The following is a 14,254-nucleotide window of genomic DNA, read 5'->3' as shown; positions in this document are numbered from 1 at the left end:
AGAATAAAAAAAGCCCCTCGTTGGCGTGGGGCAATGCTAGGAATGGGTATTAATAATTATATGAATAGCCCAAATGTCAAATGGGCGCGTGAATACTACCAGTATAAGTTAAATAATCTAGGTATAAATTGTTACGAAATACGGAAAAGAATATTGAAAAACGCGTATGCAAATAAAAAAAAGCCTACACAGCGGTAGGCTAAAGTATTGCTTTACGATGAATATCAGCGTTAAGCCTAGCAGGTTATTTCAAACGTGCAATTATATTGGTGATTATTAAATAGATTAGAGATAAAAAAAAGGCCCCGAGCCAGCATGCTTGGGGCTTAATGTAATCATATTGTTCATTTTATTCTAATCAGGCGTAAATATACACAGCTCCGTTTTTTAGTCAATTTATCTTTAGCTATCAGCTAATCACTGGTGGCCTTTTCATATATGGAGACAGTCATGTCAGATAAAAAAGAAATAGCCACCCTATCTATAAAGATATCAGTCGATAGCTCTGACTTAGATAAGCTGGAAGCGCAACTAAAGCGCATTGAAGGGCTGATGTCCAGCACTGGGCTGAAGCAGACAACAAGCGTAGGCTTTAGTATCAATGAATTCCGCACAATTAGCTCAGGTGAGGTTTTCCTTGATAGTAGTTCATTTATTACATCACTAGGAGAGGCGGTGGAAAAAGGGACTGAAGCAATTAAAGCCCAAGACGAAGCTTTAGTGGCAGCTATCAAAGAAGTCATTATTAAAGATGCAGCGCAAGGTGGTCCATTGTACCGAGCTATGCGATAGAAAGCGAGGTATTGAACATGCCACCACGCATTCCCCGCGCTTGTCGAAAGCACGGGTGCAGCAAGACAACCACTGACCGTAGTGGTTATTGCCAAGATCATATAAGTACAGGATGGGAAAACCACCAGCCCGGCAAGAGCAGGCATGAGCGAGGTTACGGTTCCAAGTGGGACAAGATACGCCCTCGCATCCTTCAGCGTGATAAACACCTTTGTCAAAACTGCCTGCCTCGAGCTGTAGAAGCCAAGACTGTCGACCATATCATACCTAAAGCACATGGTGGTACTGATGATGAGAGTAACTTGCAATCACTGTGCTGGCCTTGTCATAAAAGAAAGACAGCAACTGAACGATTACGCAAGTAGCTGTTATATATGAACATTTACATGAATGATAATAATTATCATCTATGGGAGGGGCGGGTAAAATCTCTACCCCTCTCGCCCTCTAGGACTGCCGCTTCAGGTGAATTTTTATATCCGCGAAAAATGAAATTAAAACTGGCTGATAGTTTAGCCTAATTTATGTATTAAAAATCAATAGCCTCGCAATCGCGGGGCTTTTTTATACCCGTCATTTGGTGCACTGCATGCGCCGTTATTTTTAAACATCGAACCTGTACTTAGGAATGAGCCTTGAGGTGATCAGTTATAGCTGATGTTGCTTCGATGGGCTGGTTTCCTATGCAGCAAGGTTCATTGCTAAGTAAGGTAAACATTATGCAATATCCAAGAGTAAGCGTTAATGGTGTATCTGTCAGAGTTGATAATGAAGGTAGATACAGCCTGAATGATTTGCATGCCTCCGCAGTAATTAATGGGGAGGCAAGAGAAAATCAAAACCCTAGCCAGTTTCTGAGAAGCAAACAGGTAAAGGCATTTGTCGATAAATTAAGCGCAATGCAAAATTGCACTGCGGTAAAAGTCATTAACGGTGGGCTTAATCATGGTGTGTGGGCGCTTGAGTTGGTGGTTATACGATACGCCGCTTGGCTAAAACCCGAATTTGAGATTCTTGTTTATAACACATTCAAGGATGCTGCAAGAAAAGGCCTTGATGTTATGGCTCGATTAAACAAGCTGGACCACATCATCAACACTGAAACCAAAAATGTCAGCGGTTGTGCAAGAATAATGGCCAATTGGGGATCGGGTGGACGTAAACAATTATTGCTTACCGCAAGAGAGCGAATTGTTTCTGAAGCACAAATCTACTTACCGGGCATTGATGATTATTAATGCTTTATTGGAGGTTCTGTTATGGCTGGCACTCCGGGCAAATCTGGTCGTCGCCCGAAGCCTACGGCCAGAAAAGAATTGGCCGGCAATCCGGGGAAACGTGCATTAAATAAAGATGAACCAGTATTCACGCCACTAAAAGGTGTGGCACCACCTGATTGGTTCACTGAGAACGAGTTAGAGCTAGCCATTGTCATGTGGGAGCTGACGATAAAAGAACTCTGCGGGCAAGGTATTCTGTGCATTACCGACCTTGCGGTGCTTGAGCGCTGGTGTGTGGCCTACCATATTTGGCGCAATGCAGTTATTGCAATCATGCGAGACGGAACTCGCTTAACTGGTGCAACCGGTGGACCGATAAAAAACCCTGACTTAACGACGAAAAAAGAGCAGGAAAGTGAAATGGATCGTACTGGCGCAATGTTGGGTTTAGATCCGAGCAGTCGCCAGCGGTTAATTGGTATGGCAGGGCAAAAGAAACAAGATAACCCCTTTATGAGGATCATTTCATCATGAGCCGTAAATCTTACCCGAACGTCAATGCAGCAAATCAATATGCGCGTGATGTGGTGCGCGGCAAGATTGTGGCGTGTCAGTACGTGATTGATGCTTGCCAACGACACATTGATGATATGGCCCAAGAGAAAGGGCGTAAATTCCGCTATCGATTTGATAAAGACTTAGCAGAACAAGCCGCTAAATTCATTCAGTTATTACCCCACACAAAGGGGGAATGGGCGTTTAAGCGCATGCCTATTACGCTTGAACCGTGGCAACTTTTTATCGTTTGTTGCGCGTTTGGCTGGGTGCAGAAGGGCACAAAGCTCAGGCGTTTCCGTGAAGTTTATACTGAAATCCCCCGTAAAAATGGCAAGTCGGCTATCTCTGCGGGTGTCGCACTGTATTGTTTTACATGTGATAACGAATTTGGTGCCGAAGTTTACTCAGGCGCAACAACCGAAAAGCAAGCGTGGGAAGTGTTCAGGCCTGCAAAATTGATGTGCAAGCGAACACCGTTACTCACGGAAGCATTTGGTATTGAAGTCAATGCAAAAAACATGAACCGCCCTGAAGATGGTGCGCGGTTTGAGCCGCTTATCGGTGATCCGGGGGATGGCCAATCGCCCCATTGCGCCATTGTCGATGAGTATCACGAACATGATACAGATTCGCTTTATACAACGATGTTAACGGGAATGGGGGCAAGGCGACAGCCGTTGATGTGGGCTATCACTACAGCAGGTTATAACATTGAGGGGCCTTGTTACGATAAGCGCCGCGAAGTGATTGAAATGTTGAATGGTACGGTACCGAATGATGAATTATTTGGTGTCATTTATACCGTAGACGACGGCGACGATTGGACAGATCCTAATACACTGAAGAAAGCTAACCCAAACATGGGTGTTTCTGTCTACAGTGATTTTCTGATTAGCCAGCAAAACAGAGCAAAAAATAACCCTCGACTTGCCAGTATCTTCAAAACAAAGCATTTAAATATCTGGGTTTCAGCGCGTTCAGCGTATTTCAATATGTTGAGCTGGCGAGAGTGTGAAGATAAAACCCTAACATTAGAAATGTTTGAAGGGCAATCTTGTGTTCAGGCACTCGATCTGGCCAGAAAATTGGATATGAACTCGCGGGTTCAGTTATTTACTCGTGAAATTGACGGCAAGCGGCACTATTACTGCATCTCTCCGAGCTTTTATGTGCCTTATGACGCTGTTTTTAGCTCAGATATTGAAAATCAGCGAACTGCAGAACGGTTTAGAAAGTGGGTGGAAACGGGCCATTTAAAGCTAACCGATGGCGCTGAAATTGATTATCGCGTTATTTTAGAAGATGCCAAAGCAGATAACTTGAATAACCCGATTGATGAAAGCCCGATTGACCCTCACGGTGCAACAAACTTATCTCACCAACTGGCTGATGAGGGATTAAACCCTATCACCATCGTTCAAAACTACACAAATATGTCTGATCCAATGAAAGAACTTGAAGCCGCGATTGCTTCAGGGCGTTTTCATCATGACGGTAACCCCATCATGACATGGTGTATGGGGAATGTGGTGGGTAAATATTTACCGGGTAACGATGATGTCGTTAGGCCTATAAAAGAGCAAAATGAAAATAAAATTGACGGGGCTGTAGCGCTTATTATGGCTGTTGGTCGGGCTATGCTGAACGAACAGGAAGAAACACTCTCATCTGTTTTATCGTCAAGAGGTTTAAGATCCCTCTAAGGAAACTCAATGAAATTTTTAACAATTACAGCCTTATTGGTTGGGATTGCTGGTGCCTGTTTACTATCGTTTGGTGCTTGGCAAGTTTACCCCGCGGCGGGGTATATAACAGCGGGTGGGCTATGTTTGTTTTGGTCATATCTGGTTTCAAAATCCATGAGCCAACCGAAAGATGATAAGGAGTAACTATGTTTTTTCCTGGTCTATTTCGGAAATCGAATGAGGGGATGACTTCACATGAACTCAGCGAGTTAATTGGGCTTTCTTATGATACCTATTCAGGCAGACGGGTAAGTCCGCAGTTAGCGATGCAATTAACCGCAGTATTTAGTTGTGTTCGAGTTTTAGCAGAATCCGTTGGGATGTTGCCGTGCTCCTTATATGAACAGCTAGAAAAAGGAAATCAGCGGGCAATACGAGAAAGAGTCCATAAACTAATATCCGTAAAACCCAATAACTACATGACTTCTCAGGAATTTTGGGAGTTGCTAATTGCCTGCTTGTGTTTGCGTGGTAATTTTTATGCTTACAAGGTTTACGCGCTGGGCGAAGTTGTTGAATTACTCCCTCTTAATCCCGGTTCAGTAACGCCAAAATTAAACAGTAATTGGGAGCCAGAATATAACGTCACATTTCCAAATGGTAAGAGTGAAACATTAACGCAGTCTGAAATTTGGCATGTACGCATTTTCACACTAGATGGATTAACCGGACTCAGCCCTATCGCTTATGCAAAACAAGCTGTTGGCCTTGGCTTGGCGACTGAAGAGCATGGCGCGAGATTGTTTGGTAATGGTGCTGTAACCAGTGGTGTTTTACAAACAGACCAATATTTAAAGGATGATGCTTATGAACGGTTAAGGGAAGATTTTGCGGGCAGACATCAGGGATTAGTTAATGCTCATAAACCTATGATCCTAGAAATGGGATTGAAGTGGCAGCAAATTAGCTTGTCTGCTGAAGATGCACAATTTCTTGAAACGAGAAAATTTCAGCTTGAAGAAATCTGTCGTATCTTCCGTGTACCGCTTCATATGATCCAAAATACGGATAGGGCCACGTTCAATAATATTGAAAACCTTGGGATCGGGTTTATCAATTACTCTTTAGTTCCTTATCTTACACGTATCGAACAGCGCATTAATGCTGGGCTTGTTAAATCAAGTAAGCAGGGTGTTTTTTATGCCAAATTTAATACAGGCGCACTGCTACGTGGTGATATGAAGTCGCGATTTGAATCTTATGCAACGGGTATCAACTGGGGGATTTATTCGCCAAATGAGTGTCGTGAATTGGAAGAGCTAAACCCACGTGAGGGTGGTGATATTTACCTCACACCAATGAACATGACCACAAAGCCAGAATCCTCAAAACAGGAGGGGGAAACGCATGTCGATAATGACAAAACAACGGCTTGATGTACCACTAAAAATTAAGTCAGTCACCGACTCGGGAGAGTTTGAAGGCTATGGCTCAGTTTTCGGCGTGAAAGATAGTTATGCGGATATTGTGATGCCGGGTGCTTTTCTTAACTCACTGAATCAGTGGAAAGAAAAAGAGTCATTACCCGCCATGCTTTGGCAGCACAAAATGTCTGAGCCGATTGGTATTTATACCGAAATGCGGGAAGACAGCACGGGGCTCTATGTCAAAGGGCGATTACTCATTGATGACGACCCCTTATCTAAGCGCGCGCATGCACACATGAAGGCCGGATCACTATCCGGCCTTTCTATTGGATACATCCTCAAAGATTGGGAGTATGACCGCAATAAAGATGCCTTTTTATTGAAGGAAATCGATTTGTGGGAGGTCAGTTTAGTGACATTTCCCTCAAATGATGAAGCCAGAGTCAGTGATGTGAAGTCGGCATTTGCTCGAGGCGAATTACCCACACAAAAAAGTATTGAGCGAGTCCTGCGCGATGTTGGGCTTTCGCGAACACAAGCTAAGGCCTTTATGGCTAAAGGCTACGAGGCACTTTCTCTGCGTGATGCTGAGCAAGACGCCATCGACACATTGAAATCCATTTTTGAATAATAAAGGTACTATTATGGCTGTAGATCATAAAGACGTTAGTGAAGTTGCGCAGGAACTGAAAGGTAAATTCGAAGAGTTTACCCAAAAAAATGACAAGCGCATCGATGCGATTGAAGCAGAAAAAAGTAAACTTGCAGGGCAAGTTGACTCATTAAACGGCAAGTTATCGGAGTTGAATGAATTAAAAACCAGCTTAGAAGCGGAACTGGCTGAAATTAAGCGCCCTGATGGTAGCGTAACTGCAACAAAAGAGGTGACTGAGCATAAAGCCGCCTTTGAACAGTTTGTTCGTAAAGGCAAAGAAGACGGTCTTGCAGATTTAGAGCGTAAGGCTATGCAAACGGGCTCTGATCCCGACGGTGGCTTTGCAGTGCCAGAAGAACTAGATCGCAGCATTATTACAGCCCTGCGCGATGAAGTGGTTATGCGTCAGGAGTGTAATGTTATTACAGTGGGTACGCCTCACTTTAAACGCTTGGTGAATCAAGGTGGTACGAATAGCGGCTGGGTTGGTGAGGTGGACAAACGTCCTGAAACTGCAACCTCAAAACTTGCCTCTATTGAGCCAGTGTGGGGGGAAATTTACGGAAATCCCGCAGCAACACAAGTTATGCTTGATGATGCCTTCTTTAATGTTGAGCAATTCATTACGGGTGAGCTGACGATTGAATTTGCTGAGCAAGAAGAAGCGGCTTTCACTCATGGTGATGGTGTCAAAAAGCCAAAAGGCCTATTAGCCTATGGCAGTGACGACCAAGCAGATAAAGATCGCGATTGGGGCAAGCTGCAGCATCTGTTACTGAAAAAGCCGACAGAAATTACCGCTGATGAAATCATGAAACTGATTTACACCATGCGTAAAGCTTACCGCTTGGGCTCTAAGTTCATGATGAACAACAACACCCTGTTCCAAGTCCGCACGCTGAAAGATTCTCAGGGCAATTACCTGTGGCAGCCGGGCTTGCAATTAGGCCAACCTTCCGCATTGCTGGGCTACGGCATCGCGGAAAATGAGCAGTTTGCGGATGTTGCTGCAGACTCAGCACCTGTTGCATTTGGTAACTTCAAGCGTTGTTACACCATTCTTGACCGTATTGGCGTCCGCATGTTGCGTGACCCGTACACCAACAAGCCGTTTGTGCATTTCTATACCACTAAACGCGTTGGTTCAATGATGACGGATAGTAATGCGGTGAAGTTGCTGAAAGCGCCAGCAGCAAAATAATTACAATATTATCCATGGCGGCTTAGTTGCCGCCTTTTTTATACCTCTTAGATGCGAACATAGTCGCATCAATTTAATAATATATAACGGAGGAATAATGTCTTTGCCAACCATAGAGGAGTTACGCCTGCAATGCCGCATTGATACCGAAGATGAAGATGCCATTTTATTGGGGTATTTATCAGCCGCTAAAGAAAAAGCCGCTAATTATTTAAATAGAACGTTACATGATGATAGCGTTCCTGATGATGACCCAAATGGCATAGCAATAACACCGATCATTAAGCTGGCATTAATGCTGGCGGTTGGTTTTTGGTATGACACGAGGGAGTTAAAGAAAATCCCTCAAGGATTTTACGAGTTGTTAAGCGACTACCGAATATCACCCATGAGGGCTAAGTAATGTTAGCAGGCGAACTTAATAAGCGCATTACTTTGTCACGCCCTGAAGAAATCAGAGACGAATTTGGTGAATCTAAGACAGAGCTAGTAAAAGTCACTGATGTATGGGCCAAAGCGGAGGCGATGTCTAATCGTAAAATTCGCACTGCCGACCAACAGCAAGTCATTGAAACTTATCATTTCACTATTCGGTCTCGTAACGATATCAATGAGGGATGGATAATTGCTTATCAAAATCGCAATTTCACGGTACGCGCATTAGATAGAAACCAGCCGGACCGTTTAATTATTACCGCGGAGGTCGATAGTCGACATGATAGAAACTGATATCAAAGCGGATTTAGAACGACTAACAGGATTAAGCGCATACCCCGTTGCGCTACCTTCCGACAAATTAGAAGGGGTGACTTATCAGCGCATCAGCGACCCTAAAATGATGACCGGTCTAGCAAAAATATCCCTAGTTCAAGCACGATTTCAAATTACTTTTCAAATCCCTAATGACTACTCAAAAGCATTAAAGCTTGAAAAGGTTGTGCTCAATGCTTGGGAAAGCATCACTCATGGCCATATTGGTCGTTATCCCGTTCAAACAGTTCAGCGAGGTAATTTCATGCAGAACCGAGAAGAGCAGACGGATAAACGGGTTATTTGGCGTGTGATGCGTGATTTTATTATCACTTATCCAGAGGGGGCTGAATGAGGGTAACTGTTGAGATAAAAGGCCTTAAAGAATTGGAGTATGAGTTAAACCGTTTAGGGGAAGACATAACAACAAAAGTGCTTCGGCAAGCTGGACGTGAAGCGATGGCACCTGTACTGGAGGATATGAAGCAGCACGCAGGCTATGATGCAACCAGTGAATCAGAGCACATGCGTGACAGTATCAAGATCCGCACAACGAGCCGCATGAAAGACCAAAAAACGTTATCTGTCATGACCGTTCGTGTAGGGCCAAGTAAAGCTCACGCAATGAAAGCCAAAGCACAAGAGTTTGGCACAGTAAAACAAATCCCTAATCCCTTCATCCGTCCAGCATTGGACTATAACCGCCAATTTATTTTAAACACGCTAGCCGCTGAGATACGCGCCAGCATCGAAAAATATCGTTAATTCATTTATTTGGAGTAAAAATTATGGCTGATAAATCTTCGCCAGAATACGCCATGCTTCCCGCTGGGACTATCGTTAAATGGGGTAAAGTGGGTGATTTACCAACTGCTTTGAAGCCGCTGGAAAACTGTAAAGCCATTGGTGCTACAGGCCTAACGGGTAGCTTTGTGGATTGCACCACGCTAAAGGATAAAAATAAGCAGTTTATTTCTGATATGCCAGAAGGCCCTGAAAAAACACTGGGATTTATCGATGATCCTGAAAATGCAGATTTTGCGGCTTTTTTGAATGCGGCACAGGCGCGTGAAACCGTGCAGTTCTTCATTGAACTTCCCAATAAACGTACTGCGACGATGATCTTGGCATTATCAGGTTGGGAAATGGCAGATATCAGTGCGCCAGCAAGTGAAGTTATCCAGATCTCAGTCAAAGGTAAGCAAAATAACCTGACTTGGGGTGTAGTTGCATCAGGAGGTACAAAATAATGTCATTGAAAGCTTCACTATTGAAAGCGTCCCCACATGTTGAAGAACATCCTATTTTAGGGGTAACAGTTTTTATTCGTCGTTTGACTATCGCTGAACTCGATGAGTATGAGCATGATTTACAAGAAGCCCAGAAAACGGGATTCAGTTCTGATGCGAGTAAAGCGGGTGCCAAACTTATCTTAAAGGCCATTTGTGATAAAGATGGACAGCCTCTTTCGAGTGATGAGCTACCCACAGCGGATGAACTTATTCAGGCACACGACACACCGACCCTGTTATCAGCAATGTCATTCGTGCAAAAATTTAGTTATGGCTCCGTTGAGGAAGCGCAAAAAAACTAACCAACTCACCCTATCTTAAGTTTATTTTCCAATTGGCTGACCGATGGGGTGAGCCTGACCCGAGAAAAATTGCTAAATTGCCTGCCAATATTATTACTCATTGGCAGGCATTTTTTATGCCTGAGCAAGAAAATACCACTGAAAACCAACAAGCTACTGCATCAATAGCGAGTGTTCGCACTGATATTGAATCGCAGTGTCATGATGTTATGAGGGCGATAAATGGCTGACGTTGCAAGTTTAGCGGTTGCGTTACACCTCAACGCAGCCTCTTTTAAATCCCAAGTGTTTGATGCCTATGATTCTGCCAGTAAAGAATCGAAAAAGTTTGCACAAGCTGCCTCTAAAGATGCCGGGCAGACCGCCACTAAATTATTGGAAGTTTCAGCTAATGCACGAAAAGCAGGGGCGGATCTATCCGCTTCTGGTCAGCTAGCGCGCCATTCTCAAATGGGGTTTGCTCAACTCCGTACGGCATTAACCAATGTTTCCGCTGGCTCTAATGTGGCTACCAGTAGTTTAATTGGCGGTTTCATTCCTGCGCTTGAACGCTCTTTAGAAAATGTGAACAACGTTAAGTTTTCTTTAGCAGAGCAACAACGTGTCGCGCAAGAGGCTGCTCGTGAGGCCATTAATTTATCGCGTGCACAGATTGAAGGTGCGCAAGCCGATAGAAAAAGTGCTCAAGAAAAAATCAATCTTGCCGCAAAAATGCGAGATGAAGCTATTGCTAGGCGGGAGCAAGCTTTCTCACTCGATGAATATTTAGAGCGCCAAGTCGAAGTTAATAAACAACACGGTATTTCTGTTAGTTATGCAGAGGAGCATGCCAAAAATGCTCGGGTTATCCGTGAAGCCAATATTGCCGAGGCTGAAGCCAAAAAACGGATACAAAGTGCATCTATTGAAATAGTTTCTGCTAATAAAAGCGAACTCGAAGGTAAGAAAAACCTCACTACGGCAACCAATCAATTATCCGAAGCTAGCAAAGAGCTGACATTTTCTCAGCGTGCCGCAGCTAATAGCGCGAGTTTGTTCAAAAGCGCATGGGGAATGATGGGGGGTGCTGTTGGTGTTGGGATTATGGCATCAGCAGGCGCGTTTACTTATCTTTATTCCCAGTATCAGCAAGCTGAAGAACGCCAAAAGGCCTTTAATGCTGCTTTACAAAAAGGTGGGTTAGGGCTAACAACAACCGCCTATGATCTGCGCAATCTTGCCAATGAGTTGGGTGGTACCGCAGAAGCCTATAAATCAGTTACCGCAGCTGCTTCAGCGGGTTTTTCTGGAGATTTATTGCATCAAGTGTCAGAACTTGGTGTTCAGATGGAAAAATCAGGTGGTAGCGTTGATGAACTGATCTCTAGGTTAGTGGCATTAGGTGAGCGACCAGTTGAGGGGCTGCAAAAGGCAATTGATGCAGGGCATATTATTGACGCCCAAACCATGGAAAGGATAGCAAGACTAGAACGTGAGGGGAAAAAACAAGAGGCGGCTAGTGCAGCTAGATTAGCGGCAACCGCTGCAATGAAAGAGTATCATCAACAAAGTGATGCATTTGCTGAAAACCACGAGAAGCGGATTAGGGAATTAGATAAAACTTACGCTGGGTTACACATGACAATTCGCAACCTAGATATGGGGGGAAGCGATCCATTCTTAGGCATGTATGTAGCCACTAAAAATTTATTAACTAATAAGTTAAAACAGGAACAAGAAGAGCGACAGAAACAACAATTTGAACAACAAAAAAATTTAACTGACAACTTAAAGCTCCAGATTAACTTTAATGCAGCATTTTCTGCGGGTATCGATCAACAAAAAGAACGAGCTGAAAGACAAAAGCAATTTAAGGACATGCTTGATAAAGGCACAATTTCCGCAACGGAGTATCAACAAGCTCTAAAGGGATTGGATAAGTTATTTACGACGCCTAAAAAAACAGGGGGTAGCGCCGCTGTTGATGAAGGGAAGCAGCGTATAGAACAACTCTTACAACAAGGCGCTGCATTACGTGCTCAGTTAGAGGAAACCGAGGGGCTTACAGCGTCTGAGCGTAAACTTGCTTCATTTGAGCAAGAGTTGCTTGGGTTACAAGGGCAGCATTTAAATGCCCGACAAAAAACTATTCAAGCCCATTCATCTGAAATTCGGGCGCAGTTAATAAAAAATGCAGAGTTAGAAAAAGAAATAAAATATAAGGAGTTACGAAAAAAGTTTGATGATCAAAATTTTGAGATTATGCAAAAAACTTCAAAATTAAGCCAAGATGCAACAAATCAGATATTACAGATGACGATGAGCCAGCCAGCCTATGATTTAATGCTGGAGGAGCAGCGTATTCGTGATGATTTTCGCCAGAAACGCTACCAATTGGACAAAGAAGTTTCTGACAAAACAACACAATTGTATGCGGATCAGACAACTTTCTTAGCATCCGAAGAGCAAAAGCAGATTGAGATAGCTCGGCAATCCTCCAAAGATAAATTATCTGCACAGAAAGGTGCCTACGCAGGTATGGCTAAAGGTGTTCAGGACTTTGGCAATACGGCTAATAATGTTCACGAACAAATGCGTACAATTACTCAGAATTCACTTGATAACATGTCATCAATGATGGCGGATTTTGTGACAACGGGTAAATTGAATTTTGGTGATTTTGCACAATCTATCGTGAATGATATCACTAAAATGATACTCAAGATGATGATTTTTAATGCCTTAAAGTCAGGTTTAACAGGCACAGCATTTGGTGACATGATGGGGCTTAAAGCCGAGCCAAACGCAAAAGGTAATACTTACGAATCACCAGGACTAAGTTTGCATAGAAATAGTATTGTCAAATCACCAACACTATTTCCTTTTGCAAAAGGTGGTGTGCCGGGGATGGGGCTAATGGGGGAGGCTGGGCCAGAAGCCATTATGCCACTAACTCGTGGTCGTGATGGTTCTCTTGGTGTGAGGATACTTGGGTTAGAGGAGTCGCAACAAGCAGCACCTAATATCATCATCCAGCAAACTTTTCATTTAACGGGTTATGGCGACCAGGCATTGCAAGATGCTATGCAGGAAGCGGCTAGAATGGGAGCAAAGCAAGGTTCTGATGATGCTTTGGCAAAAATACAACGTGATTTCCTTGCTAAAGGGAAGATTCGAGGGGCACTAGAGAGGTAATCATGATACTTGAATGGCCTGACGCAGTTGTGCCTACTAGTATGAGCTGGCAATTAATCAGCAATAGCAAAACATTCACTTCGGTATTCACGGGCAGTAGTCAAACTGTCAGATTTCCGGGGAGTCGCTGGCGATGTGTATTGACCTTTAATAATCTGACGGAGGAATTATCAAGGGAACTGGAAGTTCTTTTAGCCTCTTTGGATGGTGAAAGTGGACGAGTTAAAATTAGTAATTGGGTTAGGCAGGGATTGAAGGGTAAGGGTTCACCGTTGGTTGGGTTGGCTAATCAAACAGGTAGATCATTGCAAACTAAAGGGTGGTTGGCCAATTCGATTGTTATACGTAAAGGAGATTATCTTACTGTCAGTAATGAATTAAAGATGGTTACCGAAAATGTGGTTAGTGATAAAGATGGAAATGCTATTATCCCTATTTCTCCTATGTTGCGTTTATCACCAGCACTCAATGATAAAATAGAAACAGTTGAGCCATTTGGCATCTTTAAGCTGACGAGCAATGATCAGGGTAATTTCCAATATCGACCCGGAGTCTTTTCAAATGTCACTATCACACTGGAGGAGGCGCTAACGTAATGCTCTATCATCCTTTTTCAAATGACATGGTTCGGGCGATAAATGAAGGTGCTGAATTGGTTGTCGCTGCAAAATTAGATTTAAAATCAGGAGTTACACGTGCGCATACAGGGATTGGTAGCCTCATTATTGCTGGTGAGGTTTATCTTGGAGTAGGTTCTTTTGGAAAGATTGAGCCCGTTTCAGAAACGAATTCGACTAGTCCTCAGCAGCTTATTTTATCACTTTCTGGTTTTGATTCGTTTTTAATCGCGGATGTTATGAATGAGCGAAGTCGGGGGCGCAATGTTAGTGTCATGCTGGTGGCTTTAGGCAAAGACGGACAGCCTATATTAGCTGAAATTATTTTTTCAGGGCAAATATCTAATATTGGCGTCACCACAGGTAATGATAATGAAGTTTCAGTAACGGTATCCAATCGTTTTGAGCGATGGTCGCAGGGATTACCTGACAGATTCACTGATAAGTCATGGAGTAAACGACATATAGGTGATCGCATATTTCGATATGTGGCACAAATGGCTGAGCGTGCTATATATTGGGGTAGCAAAAAAGATGCACCAACATTTATTTATAAGTAGAGATCATTTATTCTGAGGACT

At 43.4% G+C, this 14,254-nt stretch carries 19 protein-coding genes; all 19 read left to right on the top strand.

What is annotated here, in order from left to right:
* Positions 1-450 precede the first annotated feature (450 nt).
* The 19 genes from ACIPUA_RS03765 to ACIPUA_RS03675 all read left to right on the top strand — a co-directional run bounded on the left by ACIPUA_RS03765 (position 451) and on the right by ACIPUA_RS03675 (position 14,233).
* Positions 451-792 (top strand): hypothetical protein, encoded by a 342-nt coding sequence (locus tag ACIPUA_RS03765; RefSeq protein WP_166685721.1) that lies wholly within the window; start codon positions 451-453, stop codon positions 790-792.
* A gap of 17 nt (positions 793-809) precedes the next feature.
* Complete coding sequence (locus ACIPUA_RS03760) at positions 810-1,157, top strand: HNH endonuclease (protein ID WP_166685728.1); 348 nt, start codon at positions 810-812, stop codon at positions 1,155-1,157.
* 354 nt (positions 1,158-1,511) lie between these two features.
* Positions 1,512-2,030, top strand: coding sequence for a KilA-N domain-containing protein (locus tag ACIPUA_RS03755; protein ID WP_449059284.1), 519 nt, complete (start codon positions 1,512-1,514; stop codon positions 2,028-2,030).
* Between the two features lie 21 nt (positions 2,031-2,051).
* On the top strand, positions 2,052-2,546 hold the full coding sequence (locus tag ACIPUA_RS03750) for a phage terminase small subunit P27 family (RefSeq protein WP_211889040.1): 495 nt from the start codon (positions 2,052-2,054) through the stop codon (positions 2,544-2,546).
* A complete protein-coding gene (locus tag ACIPUA_RS03745; protein WP_449059283.1) occupies positions 2,543-4,273 on the top strand; it encodes a terminase large subunit in 1,731 nt (576 codons plus the stop codon). The genes ACIPUA_RS03750 and ACIPUA_RS03745 overlap by 4 nt, the downstream gene beginning before the upstream one ends.
* A gap of 9 nt (positions 4,274-4,282) precedes the next feature.
* Positions 4,283-4,459, top strand: coding sequence for an ABC transporter ATP-binding protein (locus ACIPUA_RS03740; RefSeq protein WP_162598872.1), 177 nt, complete (start codon positions 4,283-4,285; stop codon positions 4,457-4,459).
* Between the two features lie 2 nt (positions 4,460-4,461).
* The gene (locus ACIPUA_RS03735; RefSeq protein WP_449059282.1) at positions 4,462-5,691 is read left to right on the top strand and encodes a phage portal protein; all 1,230 of its coding nucleotides are present in this window, start codon (positions 4,462-4,464) and stop codon (positions 5,689-5,691) included.
* On the top strand, positions 5,669-6,313 hold the full coding sequence (locus tag ACIPUA_RS03730; RefSeq protein ID WP_449059305.1) for an HK97 family phage prohead protease: 645 nt from the start codon (positions 5,669-5,671) through the stop codon (positions 6,311-6,313). Before ACIPUA_RS03735 ends, ACIPUA_RS03730 begins: the two co-directional genes overlap by 23 nt.
* A 13-nt stretch (positions 6,314-6,326) precedes the next feature.
* On the top strand, positions 6,327-7,538 hold the full coding sequence (locus ACIPUA_RS03725; protein ID WP_449059281.1) for a phage major capsid protein: 1,212 nt from the start codon (positions 6,327-6,329) through the stop codon (positions 7,536-7,538).
* A 97-nt stretch (positions 7,539-7,635) separates the two neighbouring features.
* Complete coding sequence (locus tag ACIPUA_RS03720) at positions 7,636-7,941, top strand: head-tail connector protein (RefSeq protein ID WP_109913112.1); 306 nt, start codon at positions 7,636-7,638, stop codon at positions 7,939-7,941.
* Positions 7,941-8,267: a phage head closure protein gene (locus ACIPUA_RS03715; RefSeq protein ID WP_449059280.1), complete on the top strand. Its 327-nt coding sequence runs from the start codon at positions 7,941-7,943 to the stop codon at positions 8,265-8,267. The genes ACIPUA_RS03720 and ACIPUA_RS03715 overlap by 1 nt, the downstream gene beginning before the upstream one ends.
* Positions 8,254-8,643, top strand: coding sequence for a hypothetical protein (locus ACIPUA_RS03710; protein WP_449059279.1), 390 nt, complete (start codon positions 8,254-8,256; stop codon positions 8,641-8,643). The genes ACIPUA_RS03715 and ACIPUA_RS03710 overlap by 14 nt, the downstream gene beginning before the upstream one ends.
* Positions 8,640-9,053 (top strand): HK97-gp10 family putative phage morphogenesis protein, encoded by a 414-nt coding sequence (locus ACIPUA_RS03705; RefSeq protein WP_196732008.1) that lies wholly within the window; start codon positions 8,640-8,642, stop codon positions 9,051-9,053. The genes ACIPUA_RS03710 and ACIPUA_RS03705 overlap by 4 nt, the downstream gene beginning before the upstream one ends.
* A gap of 23 nt (positions 9,054-9,076) precedes the next feature.
* A complete protein-coding gene (locus ACIPUA_RS03700) occupies positions 9,077-9,538 on the top strand; it encodes a phage tail protein (protein ID WP_187710565.1) in 462 nt (153 codons plus the stop codon).
* A complete protein-coding gene (locus ACIPUA_RS03695) occupies positions 9,538-9,882 on the top strand; it encodes a phage tail protein (protein ID WP_196723622.1) in 345 nt (114 codons plus the stop codon). The genes ACIPUA_RS03700 and ACIPUA_RS03695 overlap by 1 nt, the downstream gene beginning before the upstream one ends.
* Before the next feature lie 32 nt (positions 9,883-9,914).
* Positions 9,915-10,112 carry a hypothetical protein gene (locus ACIPUA_RS03690; protein WP_449059278.1) on the top strand — a complete coding sequence of 66 codons (198 nt, stop codon included), beginning with the start codon at positions 9,915-9,917 and terminating at the stop codon, positions 10,110-10,112.
* Positions 10,105-13,056: a phage tail tape measure protein gene (locus ACIPUA_RS03685; RefSeq protein WP_449059277.1), complete on the top strand. Its 2,952-nt coding sequence runs from the start codon at positions 10,105-10,107 to the stop codon at positions 13,054-13,056. Before ACIPUA_RS03690 ends, ACIPUA_RS03685 begins: the two co-directional genes overlap by 8 nt.
* Positions 13,056-13,652: a hypothetical protein gene (locus tag ACIPUA_RS03680; RefSeq protein WP_213637476.1), complete on the top strand. Its 597-nt coding sequence runs from the start codon at positions 13,056-13,058 to the stop codon at positions 13,650-13,652. Before ACIPUA_RS03685 ends, ACIPUA_RS03680 begins: the two co-directional genes overlap by 1 nt.
* Entirely contained in the window at positions 13,652-14,233 is a 582-nt protein-coding gene (locus ACIPUA_RS03675; protein WP_449059276.1) for a hypothetical protein, read from the top strand. The genes ACIPUA_RS03680 and ACIPUA_RS03675 overlap by 1 nt, the downstream gene beginning before the upstream one ends.
* Positions 14,234-14,254 lie beyond the last annotated feature (21 nt).

It is taken from the genome of Providencia sp. AGC89 (assembly GCF_053543535.1).
This window is presented reverse-complemented; position numbering and strand designations above follow the sequence as displayed.